General features: G+C 53.6%; 15 protein-coding genes. 5 read left to right on the forward strand and 10 right to left on the reverse strand.

The features are described 5' to 3' along the window. Window positions 1–29: 29 nt before the first annotated feature. The 3 genes from ABFX35_RS02580 to ABFX35_RS02590 form a co-directional block, all read right to left on the reverse strand. A complete protein-coding gene (locus ABFX35_RS02580; RefSeq protein WP_279029402.1) occupies window positions 30–1,310 on the reverse strand; it encodes an MFS transporter in 1,281 nt (426 codons plus the stop codon). A 202-nt stretch (window positions 1,311–1,512) separates the two neighbouring features. Then, window positions 1,513–2,208, reverse strand: coding sequence for a FadR/GntR family transcriptional regulator (locus ABFX35_RS02585; RefSeq protein WP_279029498.1), 696 nt, complete (start codon window positions 2,206–2,208; stop codon window positions 1,513–1,515). Between the two features lie 26 nt (window positions 2,209–2,234). Further along, window positions 2,235–3,266, reverse strand: a complete 1,032-nt coding sequence (locus ABFX35_RS02590; RefSeq protein ID WP_279029500.1) for a zinc-binding dehydrogenase — start codon at window positions 3,264–3,266, stop codon at window positions 2,235–2,237. 765 nt (window positions 3,267–4,031) lie between these two features. On the opposite strand from ABFX35_RS02590, the gene nadA reads away from it, so the two are divergent. The 3 genes from nadA (at window position 4,032) to aroG (ending at window position 7,305) form a co-directional block, all read left to right on the forward strand. After that, window positions 4,032–5,093, forward strand: coding sequence for a quinolinate synthase NadA (nadA, locus tag ABFX35_RS02595; RefSeq protein ID WP_095845411.1), 1,062 nt, complete (start codon window positions 4,032–4,034; stop codon window positions 5,091–5,093). A gap of 28 nt (window positions 5,094–5,121) precedes the next feature. Then, entirely contained in the window at window positions 5,122–5,847 is a 726-nt protein-coding gene (pnuC, locus tag ABFX35_RS02600) for a nicotinamide riboside transporter PnuC (protein ID WP_279029503.1), read from the forward strand. Window positions 5,848–6,252: 405 nt separating this feature from the next. Continuing rightward, complete coding sequence (gene aroG, locus ABFX35_RS02605; RefSeq protein WP_346078990.1) at window positions 6,253–7,305, forward strand: 3-deoxy-7-phosphoheptulonate synthase AroG; 1,053 nt, start codon at window positions 6,253–6,255, stop codon at window positions 7,303–7,305. A 120-nt stretch (window positions 7,306–7,425) separates the two neighbouring features. Here the strand turns inward: aroG and gpmA are convergent, their stop codons facing one another. The 6 genes from gpmA to ABFX35_RS02635 all read right to left on the reverse strand — a co-directional run bounded on the left by gpmA (window position 7,426) and on the right by ABFX35_RS02635 (window position 13,261). Then, on the reverse strand, window positions 7,426–8,178 hold the full coding sequence (gene gpmA, locus ABFX35_RS02610) for a 2,3-diphosphoglycerate-dependent phosphoglycerate mutase (RefSeq protein WP_121553001.1): 753 nt from the start codon (window positions 8,176–8,178) through the stop codon (window positions 7,426–7,428). Between the two features lie 217 nt (window positions 8,179–8,395). Beyond that, complete coding sequence (locus ABFX35_RS02615; RefSeq protein ID WP_095845407.1) at window positions 8,396–8,737, reverse strand: PsiF family protein; 342 nt, start codon at window positions 8,735–8,737, stop codon at window positions 8,396–8,398. 194 nt (window positions 8,738–8,931) lie between these two features. After that, a complete protein-coding gene (galM, locus tag ABFX35_RS02620) occupies window positions 8,932–9,972 on the reverse strand; it encodes a galactose-1-epimerase (RefSeq protein WP_279026736.1) in 1,041 nt (346 codons plus the stop codon). Further along, window positions 9,966–11,117 (reverse strand): galactokinase, encoded by a 1,152-nt coding sequence (galK, locus tag ABFX35_RS02625; protein WP_346078993.1) that lies wholly within the window; start codon window positions 11,115–11,117, stop codon window positions 9,966–9,968. Before galK ends, galM begins: the two co-directional genes overlap by 7 nt. A 4-nt stretch (window positions 11,118–11,121) precedes the next feature. After that, window positions 11,122–12,168, reverse strand: coding sequence for a galactose-1-phosphate uridylyltransferase (gene galT / locus ABFX35_RS02630; protein ID WP_095845404.1), 1,047 nt, complete (start codon window positions 12,166–12,168; stop codon window positions 11,122–11,124). A 274-nt stretch (window positions 12,169–12,442) separates the two neighbouring features. Then, window positions 12,443–13,261, reverse strand: coding sequence for a CPBP family intramembrane glutamic endopeptidase (locus ABFX35_RS02635; protein WP_346078995.1), 819 nt, complete (start codon window positions 13,259–13,261; stop codon window positions 12,443–12,445). A gap of 450 nt (window positions 13,262–13,711) precedes the next feature. Between ABFX35_RS02635 and ABFX35_RS02640 the strand changes: the two genes are divergently transcribed. Beyond that, window positions 13,712–15,244 carry a carbohydrate porin gene (locus ABFX35_RS02640; protein WP_346080830.1) on the forward strand — a complete coding sequence of 511 codons (1,533 nt, stop codon included), beginning with the start codon at window positions 13,712–13,714 and terminating at the stop codon, window positions 15,242–15,244. A 219-nt stretch (window positions 15,245–15,463) separates the two neighbouring features. After that, window positions 15,464–16,834, forward strand: a complete 1,371-nt coding sequence (locus ABFX35_RS02645) for a sucrose-specific PTS transporter subunit IIBC (RefSeq protein ID WP_346078997.1) — start codon at window positions 15,464–15,466, stop codon at window positions 16,832–16,834. Between the two features lie 48 nt (window positions 16,835–16,882). Here the strand turns inward: ABFX35_RS02645 and ABFX35_RS02650 are convergent, their stop codons facing one another. Next, complete coding sequence (locus ABFX35_RS02650; protein ID WP_346078999.1) at window positions 16,883–17,455, reverse strand: cysteine hydrolase family protein; 573 nt, start codon at window positions 17,453–17,455, stop codon at window positions 16,883–16,885. Between the last annotated feature and the right edge of the window lie 47 nt (window positions 17,456–17,502).

Raw genomic sequence — 17,502 nt, forward strand, 5'->3', positions numbered from 1 at the left:
ATTGAACCCGTAATTTCAACCTGATTTTGTTACTTTAAAACCAGCTCGGTATTTTCTGTTTTTCCCCGGGATACAACCCCTTTGAAGCCCGTGATAATCAGAAAGGCGAATACGCCGCCGATAAAAGTAATCGACATCAGTAGCCACATTAATAACGAAGGGCTATATTTTATAATCGCAGGCGATGCCAGCGATACCAGAGCAACAATGAAGCGTGAAATTGCATAAGTCATTCCCTGTACAGTGGCCCGAATATTTACCGGGAATCGCTCCTGAATCCATACTTTATAAATGGCCTCACCAGAAAATGGCACGCTTACACTATAAATAAACAGGCAAATGAACATCGTTGTGGCATCCTGCGCACCGGTATAGGCCATAACAGAAATAGCAATCAATTGCCCGGCCAAACCTATAAAGTAAAGGCGGTTACGCCAGGGCGTATCTGCAATGCGGCTAAATATGATTGCACAGATCAATCCAATGACAATCGTTGGAAAAGAGATGCCAGTAGCCATTTCCTGGCTGGCGCCGCTGACCGTGGTGAGGAGATAAAATTTGAATTGCCCGGTAGTATTCGCTGTTATATTTTCAAAGATATAATATCCACCGATTAAAACGAGCGGTAGCAATAGCCCCGTAGTAAAAATAGCCTTATAACCTAACTTGGTTCCATTATATTCATCACTTTCCACCGGCAATTGTTGCTCAAGATCTCGGATGGGTTTATAGAAACAGCGCAGCAACCAGGTTATTGTTCCCAATACGGCAAGGTGCGCCCACAACAATTTTAATCCATTTATCCCCATGGTCGAGACGGCGAAACCAATAGCAGTCACCCCCAGAATGCCGACACTCCACATGACCTGAGTAAACGCGATTAGCTTCCCTTGCTTACCCTTAGGCGCTCGTTCGGATATAATTGATAACGATGTTGGTAAATCAGCCCCTGCCGCAATACCACTGATAATTATGCCAATAAATAATAGATGTAAATCATTAGCGAACACAATACAGTAAACACCTATCGAGTACATCGCGACGGTAATACTGAATACGCGAGTTCTCCCGCAGATATCGGCCAGTCGACCACCAACCAAAGCACCTACTGCAATACAGGCAGTAGAGACTGCAGAAATAGAACCAATAACCAACGCGCTTGCCTGATAATGTGATTCCCATAAGGCAAGACTAATTCCTATTGATACAATAAGTCCTGCATCCAGATAGGACGCCATCCCAGCAAGAACAGTTGTTATCCATAATGATCTATTACGTTGTCTTTCCATATTGTTGTTATGGTTCTTCATATAGTCACCATTAATAAACAATCACAACATATGGCTGTAATTGTTTTAAGATTCTTGTTTTATAAGAAAGGAAAAGCAATGGTTTATGCTATACTCGTCATACTTCAAGTTGCAGGTGTGTTGGCTTTCCTCGCTCACCCCAGTCACTTACTGGAGTAAGCTCCTGGGGACTCGCTGCGTCGCCGCCTTCCTGCAACTCGAATTATTTAGAGTATATATACGAGCTTACCCTTTCAAGATGTTTTAATATATGGGATTTTGCTTCTGCTTTATTAGAACTCCTTATTGCCATAACCATGGCTCTGTGATCGTTGTTGAAGGCAACGAGCTTCTCGGGGCTTGCATTAGGTTCATCGAGGTTTGAATAATGGATATTACTACGGCGATTCCAAATGATTTCATTCATCTCGCTAAGAATGTTATTCCCCGAAATTTTACCTATATGCAAATGAAATCTTCGGTCCATACGATAGAAATCAGGCACCCGGCATTCTTGAATACAAAAGTCCATTTCATCAACCAGCATACTCAGTGTATCGATATCCTCATCCGTGCGGGATAATGCAACGATACCAACAAGTTCGCTTTCTATAGCCTGGCGAGCCTGAATGACATCATGAGGGGAGTATTCATAAGATGGCATATGTATGCTTTCCCGACCATGCGTTTCGCAAACGTAGATCCCGCTTCCGGAGCGAATCTCGATCCACCCAGATAATTCCAGAACAATCAGCGCCTCACGTAGCGTTGAACGGCCAATATTTAACAGCTTTGACATTTCTCGTTCTGCTGGTAAAGAGTCACCGGGTTTATAATGCTGTTGACGAATAAGATTTATTAATACATTCGCGGCCTTCTGGTATAAACGATCTTTCTTAATTACTGGGGTAATGAACATAAAGACGACTCCTCTGGAAAGATTATTTAACGAGAATGAGCAACCGCATTCACTTTTAGATGCCGTTCGGGATAGTCTGACAATTCCCTGATCATTGCCGGTATTTCTTCCATCGTAATCACTTTGCTAATGATAGCATCAGCACAAACTGTGCCTGACGAAAGTAGTTCAATGGCTTCGTTGAACTCATTGGCACTGGTTCGTGAACCGCGAATATCAATTTCTTTAAAAGTAATCAAGTTAGTTGGCAGGGAGGTTTCCTGCTTTGGCCAGCCCGTGAAGGCAATCCGGCCTGCAAATGAGACATAATCAAGTGTGGCACGGACAGCGCTATTAGCCCCCGATGCTTCAATAACAACTTCCGCCATTCTACCGTGGGTGATCTCACCGATTCGTTTAATAACGTCTGTAGTCTTCGGATTAATAATATGCTCAATACCTGCTTTATAAGCATGATCGAGTCTTTCCTGGACAATATCTATCAGTATCGGCGTTGCCTGGTAATGTATGGCGACAAGTGCAGCCATGAATCCTATCGCACCTGCACCAATGATGACGACATGTTCGCCGACTTTGGTCTCTGTCCGATGTAAAGCGTGTAAAGCAATGGTCAGTGGTTCAGCTAAAGGGGTACTGGCCAATGGCATATTTTCTGGCAGTTTATGTAATAAATGAGCGGGATGAACAAATTTTTCGCGCATACCACCATCAATGTGGACACCGATAACCCTTAAATTCTCGCAACAATTTGTTCTACCTATCTTGCATGGGTAACAGTTACCACACCATATATAGGGATCGACAATAACGCGGTCGCCAACTGCAAGATTCTTTGGATTATTATTATTGATTTTCAAGATACGACCAGCCACTTCATGTCCCAGTATTCGGGGGTAGGTGACAAGTGGATTTGTTCCTCTGAATGCACCAATATCTGAACCACAAATCCCCATTGCTTCAACTTCAATGAGCGCTTCATCTTCTTGTGGTTCAGTCAACCCGGCCTGCTTCATATCGACAGTGCCAGGCTCGTTTAAAACAATACAATTCACATTCATAAATTTACCTTTGTAAACTCCGGGCTATTGCTCTCTATGTTATTTATGAAACTGGCCATCTGGCCTGACCAAATTTTAGTTAATTAAACAACCCGCCTAGTTTTTAATAAACAATGACAATGGGAAACTGTGATTCAGATTGCACAAATAATAATAACTCGTTATTTAACAATCAATTGAATTAAATTTGTGGTTACTGTATTACTAATCGGTAATGATGTTTTCTTGTGATATTAATACACGTGATCTTTGTGAAATTGCCAGTCAGAATGAATTAGTGGCAATAATAAAAAGGTGTTTTTATTAAAAGTGTGATTATGCGTGAAGGGGTCGTAATATGACGGAGGGAGCGGCTGTGCCGAATAGTCTGTTTTTCATTGAATATGATTCATCCTGCAAGTAGTGATTCCCATGGACGGCCAACAGTTGTAGATGCTGGCCAATGAATTGGCAAAAAGACTTAACACCCCTGAAGAGCCGTTGAGCAAGATCCATTCAAGCCGCGCCATTGGCATGTTTACCTTCCTGATTTACTCCGCGTTCATTCACGTGCTGCGTAGTTACACACTTCCACTGTTCATACCCATACTCCTGGCGTGCTTCAATGCACATGTGTTTTCAATAAATTAAACAAAATCCCACATTTTCAGAAAATAACAGCGACATTTCACTTTTTGTTAGGTATTTTGTTTAGTATGTAAAACACGGCGGTTTGCGGATCGGAAATCATCGTAAGCCTAGCCGGCCAGCGCAGAGATAACAGCGATGAGTGAAATGTTTGATGCTAATGCGGCGGTATATCCGTTCCCGCCAAAGCCTGTGCCGTTGGATGCCGCGGAAAACGCGTTCTATCGCCAGAAAATCAAAACCCTGCTCAAGCAACGCGATGCGGTGATGGTTGCGCATTACTATACCGATCCGGAAATTCAGGCGCTGGCGGAAGAAACCGGTGGCTGTGTGGCGGATTCCCTGGAAATGGCGCGCTTTGGCTGCCAACACCCGGCCTCCACGCTGCTAGTGGCTGGCGTGCGCTTTATGGGGGAAACCGCCAAAATCCTCAGCCCTAAGAAGCAGGTGCTGATGCCCACGCTGCAGGCGGAATGTTCATTGGATCTGGGTTGCCCTGCGGCGGAATTCGCCGCCTTTTGCGATAGCCACCCGGACCGCACCGTCGTGGTGTATGCCAATACTTCGGCTGCCGTTAAGGCGCGCGCCGATTGGGTGGTGACCTCAAGCATTGCCGTCGAGCTGATTGAGCATCTGGATAGCCTGGGCGAGAAAATCATCTGGGCGCCAGATCGCCATTTAGGCAACTATGTGCAAAAACAGACGGGGGCGGACATACTGTGCTGGCAGGGCGCCTGTATCGTTCATGACGAGTTTAAAACTCAGGCGCTGATGCGCATGAAAGCCTTGTATCCCGCGGCGGCGATACTGGTGCATCCGGAGTCGCCGCAGGCGGTGGTCGATCTGGCGGATGCGGTGGGCTCTACCAGCCAACTGATCCAGGCGGCCAAAACCTTGCCGCAACGCCAGCTGATTGTCGCGACCGATCGCGGCATCTTTTATAAGATGCAGCAGGCATGCCCGGATAAAGCGTTGTTCGAAGCGCCGACCGCCGGTGAAGGCGCCACCTGCCGCAGCTGTGCGCATTGCCCGTGGATGGCGATGAATGGCCTGAAGGCGATTGCCGAAGGGTTGGCGCTCGGCGGCCGGCAGCATGAAATCCAGGTGGATGCGCAACTGCGCGCGCAAGCGCTGCTGCCGCTGAACCGCATGTTGGAATTTGCAGCCCGTTTGAATATGCAGGTCAAAGGGAACGCCTAACTTTTAATCATGAGATAAGGACGAGAAGATGAGTTTTTTCAGTACCAGCAATATATTGGTGCATATTCCCTTGGGCGCGGGGGGGTATGATCTCTCCTGGATAGAAGCCATCGGCACGCTGTTTGGCCTGTTGTGCATCTGGTATGCCAGCAAAGAGAAAATCATCAACTATCCGCTTGGCCTGATCAACGTCACGCTGTTCGCCGTAATATTTTTCCAGATCCAACTGTATGCCAGCCTGTTGCTGCAGCTATTTTTCTTTGCCGCCAATATTTACGGTTGGTACGCCTGGAGCCGCAAGACGGCGGATCGGCAGGCCGAATTGCAGATCCGCTGGCTGCCGTTGCCCAAAGCTCTGGCCTGGGCGGCGGTGTGCGCCATCGGCATTGTGCTGATGACCTTTAATATCGATGCCGTCTTTGCCTGGCTGACGCGGCTTGCGGTCGCGGTGATGCAAGGCCTGGGGATGTCGATCAGCATGCCGGCGCTCCAGCCGGATGCTTTCCCATTCTGGGATTCCACCATGATGGTGCTGTCGATTGTGGCGATGATCCTGATGACCCGCAAATACGTTGAGAACTGGCTGCTGTGGGTGGTGATTGACGTGATCAGCGTGGCGATCTTCGCCTATCAAGGCGTTTACGCCATGGCGCTGGAATACGTTATCCTGACGCTGATCGCGCTTAACGGTTGCTGGCTGTGGATCAAAAGCGCCGCCCACAACCGTTCACGGCCGCTGTCGTCCGTGCAATAATTCACGGCTGCACAGGCAAAGGCGTGGTGGCTGCGGCCATTGCGCCATGATTCGCCGCCAGGCCATATCAAAAGCACCGCTGATACAGCCGGTGCTTTTACTTTTTTCGGCAAGTTTGCCGTATTGGTACGTTGTTCTGATATATAAGAATTATTCGCCAATAAATTGATCGCAGCGATTTCGCGTGCCAAAGGTGATTTACAGCGCCTGCCTCGCAGGCTAGATTGATGCCATCTGATCTATACCCTTCATACTTCAAGTTGCAGGTGTGTTGGCTTTCCTCGCTCCCCCCAGTCACTTACTCCAGTAAGCTCCTGGGGAGTCGCTGCGTTGCCGCCTTCCTGCAACTCGAATTATTTTGGGTATATGCCTTAAGAAACATTATCGATACCGAATGGAAAAGTTATGAGTTACCAAAACGACGATTTACGTATTAAAGAGATTAAGGAACTTCTGCCGCCAGTGGCTTTGTTAGAGAAGTTCCCGGCCACGGAAAAGGCTGCGGAGACGGTGGCCCTGGCACGCAACGCGATTCATAAGATCCTTCGTGGCAATGACGATCGTCTGCTGGTGGTGATCGGCCCATGCTCTATTCACGATCCGAAAGCGGCCAAAGAATATGCGGCGCGTTTGCTGAACTTGCGCCATGAATTGCAGGATGATCTGGAAGTTGTGATGCGTGTTTACTTTGAAAAACCGCGCACTACCGTGGGCTGGAAAGGTTTGATCAACGATCCGTTGATGGATCACAGCTTCCAGATTAATGATGGCCTGCGCCTGGCACGTAAGTTGCTGCTGGATATCAACGACACCGGTCTGCCGGCGGCCGGGGAGTTCCTCGACATGATCACCCCGCAATATCTGGCGGATCTGATGAGCTGGGGGGCTATCGGCGCCCGTACTACGGAATCGCAGGTGCACCGTGAGCTGGCTTCCGGCCTGTCATGCCCGGTTGGTTTTAAAAATGGCACCGATGGCACCATCAAGGTTGCTATTGATGCGATTAACGCTGCGGGCGCGCCGCACTGCTTCCTGTCGGTAACCAAATGGGGCCATTCGGCGATCGTTAACACCAGCGGTAACGGCGACTGCCACATCATCCTGCGTGGCGGTAAAGAGCCAAACTACAGCGCGGTGCATGTGCAGCAAGTGAAAGAGGTGCTGACCAAGGTGGGTTTGCCGGCGCAGGTGATGATCGATTTCAGCCACGCCAATAGCAGTAAACAGTTCAAGAAGCAGTTGGAAGTGAGCGCAGACGTTTGCCAGCAACTGCGTAGCGGTGAGAAGGGCATCATCGGCGTTATGATCGAAAGCCACCTGGTTGAAGGCAATCAGGCGCTGGAAAGCGGCGAGCCGTTGGTATACGGGCAAAGCGTGACGGATGCCTGCATCGGCTGGGAAGACACTGAAACCGTGCTGCGCGATTTGGCCGCGGCGGTGCGTGCACGCCGTAGCTGATATTGATGTGCCGGGCAGGTGCCAGCAACCTGCCGCAAAACGCGGATAAAAAAATGCCAGTCAGTTAGCCTGACTGGCATTTTTGCTATTAGCCGGCACGGTTATGCCGGCGCGCAATGATTACTTCGCTTTACCCTGGTTCGCCACGGCAGCGGCTTTCGCTGCGATCTCGTCGGCGTTGCCCAGATAGTAGTGTTTGATCGGTTTGAAGTTTTCATCGAACTCATACACCAACGGCACGCCGGTTGGGATGTTCAGTTCAAGGATTGCTTCTTCGCTCATGTTATCCAGGTATTTCACCAGCGCACGCAGAGAGTTGCCGTGAGCGGCAATGATCACGCGCTCACCGCTTTTGATGCGCGGCAGAATGCTTTCATTCCAGTAAGGGATTACGCGTTCGATGGTCAGCGCCAGGCTTTCGGTCAGCGGCAGCTCTTTTTCGGTCAGTTTTGCGTAACGTGGATCGTGGCCAGGATAGCGTTCGTCGTCTTTGGTCAGTGCCGGTGGGGTAACGGCGAAGCCGCGGCGCCATTGTTTCACCTGGTCGTCGCCGTATTTTTCAGCGGTTTCCGCTTTGTTCAGGCCCTGCAGCGCACCGTAGTGGCGTTCGTTCAGCTTCCAGGATTTCTCCGTTGGCAGCCAGGCCTGATCCAGTTCGTCCAGCACGCTCCACAGAGTATGAATCGCGCGTTTCAGTACGGAGGTATAAGCGAAATCGAAGGAGAAACCTTCGTCTTTCAGCAGTTTACCTGCTGCTTTCGCTTCGGAGCGCCCTTTGTCGGACAGGTCAACATCATACCAACCGGTAAAGCGGTTTTCGTTGTTCCACTGGCTTTCGCCGTGACGCACCAGAACTAGCTTAGTTACAGCCATAGCTTAACTCCTTAATAATCTGACGATTCAATGATAACGAATATCATTATATTGCCGTGCCCGGTGGCTCGGCAATCGATAGTGTTTAACCATAGCCAATTTCTTGGCACAAAGTAAGGGATTGGTTAAGGAAAAAGCTGAATCGATCAGGCTGGCGGGCAGATAAGGCACGGCGCGAATGAAATTTATTCAACCACGCCGTGGAAGGTTGGCGGGATTACGCCGCTTTTTTCAGGCAGTGGCCCATAAAGGTTTTGCGCGCTTCGCCCTTCAGGTCTTTTTTGGCCGCTTCGGCATTGCAGCTTTTCATTTTCTGCTGCTGTGGCGTGAGGTGTTTTTCAGCGGTTTGGTGGCCTTCGGATTTCAGGCAGGTGCTCATGAAGGTGGAACGATCGGCACCCTTTAGCGCTTTGCCAGAGGCTTGCTGGTTGCAATCCGTCATGCGTTGCTGCTGGGCAGCCTGCGCCGGGGAAGGGGTTTTTGCTGGGTGTTCAGCGGCCATCAGGTTGCTGCTCAGCATTAAACCAGCCAGTAATGGGAGTGCGGTAATCAGACGCATTAAAAATTCCTTTTGCTATTGGCCGGCCAGGAACGGCCGAAGATTGTGAAGCGGCACAACGGGTTGTGCTTATCACCGTCATCTGATTTTAGTGCCGGCAATGGAATAAGAAAAGGCGCGGCGCGCTTGCCCCCGCGCTAAAGCGTAAGCATTTATAACAGCCGAGCCCCGGCCGGTTGCCGGTGCTCGCTGGGTTACAGAGAGAAAAATTGGTAATGGGTTGCGCTGCGGTACGTTTGGCCGGGTTGCAGCCAGCAGTCAGGCTGCGGCCATTCAGGGTGGTTAGGGCTATCGGGTAAAAACTCGCTTTCCAGCGCAATGCCGGCATAGTTGGTGTAGCTGCCGCCGTCGCGTGCTGGCGTGCCGGCCAGGAAGTTGCCGCTGTATAACTGCACCGCAGGGGCGCTGGTGAACATACTCATTTGCACTTTATTGTCTGCCGCCCACAGATGGGCGCAGGGATCGGCCAACGCGCCGGGCTGGCGCAGCAGGTAGGCATGATCGTAGCCTTTTACCCGCTGCTGATCGCGATCGTGTAAAAAATCCCGCAACAGGGTTTTGGGCTGGCGGAAATCCATGCCGGTTCCATCTACCGCCGTCAGCGCGGCACGGGGGATGCCGTCACTGTCGACCGGCAGATAACGGTCTGCAAACAGCTGCAACCGTTGTTTGCGTGCGTCCGTGCCGGCGCCGTCCAGATTAAAATAGGCATGATTGGTCAGGTTGACCGGGCAGGGACGATCGCTTTGCGCCCAAAAGGCGATCTCTACGCGGTTAGCGGCCGTCAGGCGGTAAGTCACCTGCGCATCGAGGTTGCCGGGAAAGCCCTGATCGCCATTTTTAGAGTGCAGGCGGTAAGTGACCTGTTGTGCATCTTGTTGGCTGGCCTGCCAGCGGCGGGCATGGAACCCAGCCTGCCCGCCATGCAACTGATGCTGGCCCTGATTGGCGGCCAGCGGGTGCGTTTTACCGTCGATTTGCAACTGGGCCAGGGCGATGCGGTTGGCGTAGCGGCCGATGGTGGCCCCCAGATAAGCCCCCTGATGCGGGTAATCGGCGGGGGAAGGGCACCCCAGCAGCAGCTCACGCCGCTCGCCGCTTTTTAGCGGTAAAACGGTGGACAGCCAGGTTGCGCCCCAATCCATCAGCGTGACCGTCATACCGTTGGCATTGTGCAGCGTAACCAGATTGAACGGCTGCCCATCGGGGGCGGGTGCGTCTTCGGCGGTTAACATTGGCTCGCTCCTTGTGATGCTTGGCACACGTAAAAGGTTTCAGTAAGGCCATGGGTTCGAAGTGGGTATTCGCGCGCCACGGCTTCGCGTACCGATGCGACCAGTTCCTGGGGCATCAGCGCCACGACGCAACCGCCAAAGCCGCCGCCGGTCATACGCACCCCGCCGCGTTCGCCTATCACCGATTTAACGATCTCCACTAATGCGTTGATAGGCGGCACGGTAATCTCAAAGTCGTCACGCATTGAAGCGTGCGATTGCGCCATCAACTGCCCCATCTGCTGCAGATCGCCCGCCGCCAGCGCATTTGCGGCGGCCAGCGTGCGCGCGTTTTCTGTGATCACATGGCGCGCTCGTTTGGCAACGATCGGATCCAACCCCGCATGGCCGCCTGCGAACTGCTCCTCATCAACATCGCGCAACGCTTTAACGCCAAAAAACCGCGCGGCTTCTTCGCACTGTTTGCGGCGGGTGTTGTATTCGCTGTCCACCAGGCCGCGTTTAACGTTGGAGTTGATGATCACCACGGCCACGTTTTCCGGCATGGATACGGCTTGGGTGGCCAGAGAGCGGCAGTCGATCAACAGCGCGTGATCCTGTTTGCCCAATGCCGAAATAAGCTGATCCATAATGCCGCAGTTACAGCCAACGAACTGGTTTTCTGCTTCCTGCCCATTCAGCGCCAGCGCCACGCCGTCAAGCGGCAGGGCATACAGCGCCTGCAAGGCCTGGCCAACGGCAACCTCCAGTGAAGCCGAGGAACTCAGGCCGGCGCCCTGAGGCACATTACCGCTGATCACCAGATCCGCGCCGCCGAAATCGCTACAACGGTTTAGCAGGTGTTTTACCACGCCGCGCACGTAGTTCGCCCATTGCCAATCGGGGTGCGGTGTTATCGGGCTGGCGAGGGAAAACAGATCCTGCTGATTATCATAGTCTGCTGCCAGCGCACGAATTTGACCATCGTCACGTTTCGCTGCGCTGATCACCGTTTGGTAATCAATGGCGCAGGGCAGCACAAAGCCGTCGTTGTAGTCGGTATGTTCGCCAATCAGGTTCACCCGCCCCGGGGCCTGAACGGTCAGAGCCGGTGGGTAGCCGAAGTGTTGGGTAAAGGTGTTTTGGGTATGGTTTTTCAAACTCATGGTGTCACTCTCCGGCTTCAAGGTAATGGGTATCGCTAACGGCGCGCAGCCGCTCTGCCGCTTGCTCTGCGGTGAGATCGCGTTGGGTTTCCGCCAGCATTTCGTAGCCCACCATAAATTTGCGTACCGTGGCGGAGCGTAACAACGGCGGGTAGAAGTGGGCATGCAGTTGCCAGTGCCGGTTATCGGCGCCGTTGAATGGCGCGCCATGCCAGCCCATGGAATAGGGGAAAGAACACTGGAACAGGTTGTCGTAACGGCTGGTCAGCTTTTTCAGCGCCAGCGCCAAATCCTGGCATTGGCCGTGGCTTAAATCGGGCAGGCGTTGCACCGGCGCCTTGGGCAGCAGGAGGGTTTCAAACGGCCAGGCGGCCCAGTAGGGCACCACAGCCAGCCAGTGCTCGGTTTCCACCACGGTGCGGCGGCCATCGGCCTGCTCGCGTTGCACATAGTCCATCAGCATCACGCTGCCGTGCTGGGTGAGATACTCGCGTTGCAGGTGGTCTTCACGTTCGGCTTCGTTCGGCAAAAAGCTGTTGGCCCATACCTGGCCGTGCGGGTGCGGGTTAGAGCAGCCCATCGCCGCGCCTTTGTTCTCAAACACTTGCACCCAGGGGTAACGTTGGCCCAGCTCGGCGGTCTGCTGTTGCCAGGCGGCAATCACCTGTTCCAGCGCCGGCAGGGAAAGCTGCGGCAGCGTCTTACTGTGATCGGGGGAAAAGCAGATGACCCGGCTGGTGCCGCGCGCGCTTTGGCAACGCATCAACGGATCGCTGTTTTCCGGCGCCGGCGGGGTGTCGCTCATCAGGGCGGCAAAGTCATTGGTGAACACGTAGGTGCCCGAATAATCTGGGTTCTTATCGCCGGTAACGCGGGTATTGCCGGGGCAAAGAAAGCACTGGGCATCGTGTGCGGGCAATGTCAGCCGCGCCGGGGCTTCTTGTTGCCCTTGCCAGGGGCGTTTGGCGCGGTGCGGCGATACCAATACCCACTGGCCGGTGAGCGGATTAAAACGACGATGCGGGTGATCGATGGGATTAAACTCCGTCATGATTCTTCCTTTCAGGTGCCTGTGTTTGGGCCGTCTCTGCAATCGTTTTCAGCGTGTGGTTAGCCCCCGTGCTGAGCGAATGGCGGCTTATGTTGGGCAAAAAGATAGCACCATGGCGCGTGAAAAAAGGTGATCCAGCGCGAAAAATGGAATCGTTTACACTGTGATTTTAAACGTGGAATAACGTGTTGATGCCATAACTGATGATTTAATGGCTATGAGGATGGTAGCGTTTTCATTGCGCGTGCCGGCAGGGAGCCCTGCCGGCGGCCGGTCAGGCGTGCAGGTAGTGTGGATAGGTGAAAAACAGCAGATGTATGACGTTCAGGCCAAAGTGGAACAGGATCGGTACCCACAGGCGCCCGCTCCACATCCAGGCCAGCCCATAGATCAGCCCGGCCAGGGTCGCGAAGCCCACCAGCAGCATACCGCCGGCCAGATGGGCGGCGCCAAACGCCAGCGCGGTGATAATCAACGCCGGATAGGCGCCCAGCCATTGGCGCAGGCGCTGTTGCAGGTAGCCGCGGAACAGCGCTTCTTCCGCCATGGCGACGAAAAACAGGTTGGCCATCAGGAACGCCAGTATCCATTCGGGCGCATGCGGTTCGATTTTCAACCCACCCAGCCCCACAGCCAGCAGCAGCAGCACCGGGACGGACAAGATCAGCAGCAGCCAGGCGACCGGGGTAGCGTTTTTGTCCGCCTGGGCGGCATTAAACAGCGTGGGCAAGCAGGCAAACAGCAGGAAGGGGAGCAGCGCCTTATCGAAGTTGTAATACAGTTTGAATGATGCACTCAGCGGCCCGGGCTGGCCATCAATCATCACTGGGTTATTAAAACCGGGGAGCAGATGGCAAAACAGGGCGATGGCGCCGATCACCAGTATGGCTTCCAGCACAATGGACAATGCGGATGGCTGCCGATAGCGCAACTTAAGCCCAATCAGCACCGCAAACCCCGCCAAAATGCCTAAGCCCGTGGGGGTAATGATATGGTGATAAATTCCCATTCCCACGGAGGCGAGAAGAATCAGCCAGGCGACAAGCTGATTGAAGGGCAAGAAAAATAATGAAGCCGAAAGAACTCCCCACATCGTTGTTATTCCTTTGCGATTGTTACCCAGGGCCGGTACGCGCAGGCCGCGTTGCCCGATAGATGGCTGAACGGATAGTAACACAAGGCAACCTGACCACAGATTGATACCGCAGTAATCGCCCTGATGAAATAGCAACCCGTGCCAGGCCCTGGCCGTGAATGAAATAATAATCGTATCTTCACGTGGTTTGCAGCCCGCCGCATTAGGATTTGCCTGTAAAAAATCACCTGCCGCCCGTTCGTTAGCCGAAAAACAACGCTGTGCATCGGTTGCTTTTCCCGCGGAAAACGCGTTATGCCCCACGGTTTTGCCAACAGGATCACAGATACTGAATCGGGTTAGCAAAATATCTTGTTAACGCGTTATGTCCTCATTAATCTCCCTGTAAAACCGATTTAGCTATTTTAGCAAAAAACAAAACGTACCTCTGATGGGAACACTAAGATGATGATAAAACGCAGTTATCTTGCTGTAACGATGGGTCTGATACTTTCCGGTTCCGCGATGGCGGCATCGACCACTGATAGCCTTGAATCGCGCCTAAATGCGCTGGAAAAACGCCTGCAACTGGCGGAACAGCGCGCGGCGCAGGCGGAAGCCCGCGCCGATGCGGCAGAAAAACAGACGCAACAGTTGGCGGCACGCACAACGCAGGCCGAGCAAAAAACCGATCAGGTCGCGCAAAAAACGGCCGATCTGGCCAGCCAGAATAAAGTCGCCAATGGTTTTGAATTCCACGGCTATGCCCGTTCCGGCTTGTCGACTAACGGCTCGCCGCGCAGCTCCCAGGTTGATATTGGGCCGGGGATGACGCCGGCGGGCAGCACCGGCGGCCACGTCGGCCGTCTGGGCAATGAAGACGATACGTATGTTGAAATGAAGCTGGAGCACAAACAGAAGCTGGATAACGGGGCGACCACCCGTTTCAAAGTGATGATGGCCGACGGCCAGCGCAGCTATAACGACTGGACGGCGTCCACCAGCGATCTCAACGTGCGTGAAGCCTTTGTTGAGCTGGGTTCGCTGCCGAGCTTCACCGGCGCATTGAAAGACAGCACGATCTGGGCAGGTAAGCGTTTTGATCGCGATAACTTCGATATCCACTGGATCGATTCTGATGTGATCTTCCTCGCCGGTACCGGCGGCGGTATCTACGATGTGAAATGGGCGGAAAACTTCAAGAGCAACTTCTCGCTGTATGGCCGCAGCCTGGGCGATATCGAAGGGCTGGATGACAGCATCCAGAACTACATTCTGACGGCCAATAACTACGTTGGCCCGTTCCAGTTTATGCTCAGCGGCCTGCGCGCCAAAGACAATGATGCGCGGGCAAATACCGGTCATAACAGCGCTTATACGGTGACCAACAGCAACGCGGGCGATACCGGTTACCATGCGATGCTGGCCTGGCACGGCGACAGTTTCTATGGGTTACGCGACGGCACTTCGACAACCGCACTGCTGTATGGCCACGGTCTGGGGGCTGAGGTGAAGTCTATCGGTTCCGACGGCAACCTGACCGACGATGCCAGCACCTGGCGCCTGGCCACCTATGGCACCACCTCGCTGAATAAGACCTGGAGTTTCGCGCCTTCTGTTTTGGCGCAGACCAGTAAAGATCGCTACATCAAAGGCGACAGCTATGACTGGGTCACCTTTAACGCCCGCTTTATCCAGGAAATTAACCAGAACTTTGCGCTGGCTTACGAGGGCAGCTACCAATATATGGATCTTGATCCGCAAGGTTACCTGAGCCGTAACCACGTGAGCGGCGGGTTCTATAAATTGACGTTTGCGCCAACGTTTAAGGTGGGCGACATCGCCGATTTCTTCAGCCGTCCGGAACTGCGCGTCTTCGCCTCCTGGATGGATTGGGATAAGCGGCTGGATAACTATGCCACGGATGACGCATTCGGCGCCAAAGGCTTTACCGCTGGCGGTGAATGGAACTTTGGCGTCCAGATGGAAACCTGGTTCTAACTATACGCATACGGCCACCGGCGCCCGGCCTGGGCAGCCGGTGCCACGATCCCCATCAGTATCAAGCTGCAGGAAAGCGGCAGCCGAACAAACCACGCTGCGGGTCAGGGCGGGGCGGTTGTGGAGTACCCAGGGAGGGATGATTGAACGCAGGCGATGCGCTGCAACTGAAACATGAAGGGGATAGCGGTTGCCTGATTCATCATACAGAGGAATACCATGGACATTAACGCTACAGCAAACGCGTTGCTTCCCCTCTTGGGCGGGAAAGAAAATATCGCCAGCGCCGCACACTGCGCCACCCGGTTGCGCCTGGTGCTCTGCGACGACAGCCTGGCGGATAAAGCCGCTATTGAAAAGCTTGATGGGGTAAAAGGCTGTTTCCATAATGCCGGCCAGATGCAGATTATTTTTGGCACCGGGCTGGTCAATAAAGTGCATGCTGCCTTTATTCAGGCCGCCGGTATTAGCGAATCCAGCAAATCTGAAGCCGCCAACATCGCCGCCAAAAAGCTGAACCCGCTGCAGCGCCTGGCACGTTTGCTGTCGAACATCTTCGTGCCGATCATCCCCGCCATCGTGGCCTCCGGCCTGTTGATGGGGCTGCTTGGAATGGTGAAAACCTACGGCTGGGCCGATGCCAACAGCGCACTGTTTGTGATGCTGGACATGTTCAGCTCGGCGGCGTTTATCATTCTGCCGATCCTGATTGGCTTTACGGCAGCGCGTGAGTTTGGCGGCAATCCTTACCTGGGCGCCACGCTGGGCGGCATCCTGACTCACCCGGCGTTGACCAACGCCTGGGGCGTTGCCGGCGGCTTCCAGACGATGAATTTCTTTGGCCTGGATGTGGCGATGATCGGCTATCAGGGCACGGTTTTCCCGGTCTTGCTGGCGGTGTGGTTCATGAGCCAGCTGGAAAAACGCCTGCGCAAGATCATCCCTGACGCTCTGGATCTGATCCTGACGCCGTTTCTGACGGTAATTATCTCCGGCTTTATTGCCATGCTGTTTATCGGCCCGGCAGGCCGCGCCCTGGGTGACGGTATTTCATTGGTGCTTAGCACCCTGATCGCCCACGCCGGTTGGCTGGCGGGCCTGCTGTTCGGCGGTCTGTATTCCGTTATTGTGATCACCGGCATCCACCACAGCTTCCACGCCATTGAAGCCGGGCTGTTGGGCAACCCCAATATCGGCGTGAATTTTCTGTTGCCGATTTGGGCGATGGCAAACGTCGCGCAGGGGGGCGCCTGTTTGGCGGTGTACTTCAAAACCCGTGACGCCAAAATCAAAGCGATTGTGATCCCGTCTTCGTTCTCTTGCCTGCTGGGCATTACGGAAGCGGCGATTTTCGGCATCAACCTGCGTTTTATGAAACCGTTTATCGCTGCGTTGATCGGCGGCGCGCTCGGCGGCGCCTGGGTGGTGGCGATGCATGTCAATATGACGGCGGTGGGGCTGACCGGCCTGCCGGGCATGGCTATCGCCCAGGCCGGATCGTTGCTTAATTACACCATCGGTATGGTGATCGCCTTTGCCGGGGCGTTTGTTATCTCGCTGCTGTTGAAATACAAAACCGACGGCCAATAAGGCTTCTGGTGGTTCTCTGCTTAACGCCCTGGCCGCCGGCCCGGGCGTTTATCCTTTCATCCAACGTTGCGACTGGCTGATATCCGCGAAGTTTTGCAACGTATCCAGGCTTTGCTGGTGCAGTTCCTGGGTGGGCGCTGCACATAAATCCTGTAACACAGACACTTTGAAACCGGCGTCATGCGCCTGACGCACGCTGCTTTCGATCGCCAACGGAGTGCTGACGCCGGCCATCAGCAGGTGGTGGCAGCGCTGGCCGCGCAGCCACGCCAACAGATTGTTGCCGGCGAAGGCGCTGACAGCCTTTTTATCAAACAGCAGATCCTCCGGCTGCTGATCCAGCCCGTGCAGCCAATGGCAGCCACCGTTGCTCAGGCGTAGCGCCCCGGTTTGCTTGAGGTGGTTAAACAGCGGCGAGTGCGGCGGCATATCGTGGTAGTCGTCGGCAAAGCCGGTGCGCACCCATATCACCGGGATTTTGCGCACGCGGGCATAGGCGGTGGCCACATTGATGTGGGCTATCAGATCCCGCGCCACGGCCTGCAGGTAGCAGTGATTGGCACGGCCTTTGGCGCCGGCAAAATCTTCAATAAGATCGACAACGATTAGCGCAGCGGACATGGCTTCTCCAAAAACGGTAATTCATCTTTTCATGATAAAAGGCCGCG

Origin of the sequence: Gibbsiella dentisursi (assembly GCF_039539505.1) — a bacterium.
In the GTDB taxonomy this organism is placed as follows: Bacteria; Pseudomonadota; Gammaproteobacteria; order Enterobacterales; family Enterobacteriaceae; genus Gibbsiella; species Gibbsiella quercinecans.

What these genes read in the sequence shown, in the direction of transcription:
- ABFX35_RS02580 (WP_279029402.1), bottom strand. Translation starts at nt 1,310, where the DNA reads ATGAAGAACCATAACAACAATATGGAAAGACAACGTAATAGATCATTA.
- ABFX35_RS02585 (WP_279029498.1), bottom strand. Translation starts at nt 2,208, where the DNA reads ATGTTCATTACCCCAGTAATTAAGAAAGATCGTTTATACCAGAAGGCC.
- ABFX35_RS02590 (WP_279029500.1), bottom strand. Translation starts at nt 3,266, where the DNA reads ATGAATGTGAATTGTATTGTTTTAAACGAGCCTGGCACTGTCGATATG.
- nadA (WP_095845411.1), top strand. Translation starts at nt 4,032, where the DNA reads ATGAGTGAAATGTTTGATGCTAATGCGGCGGTATATCCGTTCCCGCCA.
- pnuC (WP_279029503.1), top strand. Translation starts at nt 5,122, where the DNA reads ATGAGTTTTTTCAGTACCAGCAATATATTGGTGCATATTCCCTTGGGC.
- aroG (WP_346078990.1), top strand. Translation starts at nt 6,253, where the DNA reads ATGAGTTACCAAAACGACGATTTACGTATTAAAGAGATTAAGGAACTT.
- gpmA (WP_121553001.1), bottom strand. Translation starts at nt 8,178, where the DNA reads ATGGCTGTAACTAAGCTAGTTCTGGTGCGTCACGGCGAAAGCCAGTGG.
- ABFX35_RS02615 (WP_095845407.1), bottom strand. Translation starts at nt 8,737, where the DNA reads ATGCGTCTGATTACCGCACTCCCATTACTGGCTGGTTTAATGCTGAGC.
- galM (WP_279026736.1), bottom strand. Translation starts at nt 9,972, where the DNA reads ATGTTAACCGCCGAAGACGCACCCGCCCCCGATGGGCAGCCGTTCAAT.
- galK (WP_346078993.1), bottom strand. Translation starts at nt 11,117, where the DNA reads ATGAGTTTGAAAAACCATACCCAAAACACCTTTACCCAACACTTCGGC.
- galT (WP_095845404.1), bottom strand. Translation starts at nt 12,168, where the DNA reads ATGACGGAGTTTAATCCCATCGATCACCCGCATCGTCGTTTTAATCCG.
- ABFX35_RS02635 (WP_346078995.1), bottom strand. Translation starts at nt 13,261, where the DNA reads ATGTGGGGAGTTCTTTCGGCTTCATTATTTTTCTTGCCCTTCAATCAG.
- ABFX35_RS02640 (WP_346080830.1), top strand. Translation starts at nt 13,712, where the DNA reads ATGATAAAACGCAGTTATCTTGCTGTAACGATGGGTCTGATACTTTCC.
- ABFX35_RS02645 (WP_346078997.1), top strand. Translation starts at nt 15,464, where the DNA reads ATGGACATTAACGCTACAGCAAACGCGTTGCTTCCCCTCTTGGGCGGG.
- ABFX35_RS02650 (WP_346078999.1), bottom strand. Translation starts at nt 17,455, where the DNA reads ATGTCCGCTGCGCTAATCGTTGTCGATCTTATTGAAGATTTTGCCGGC.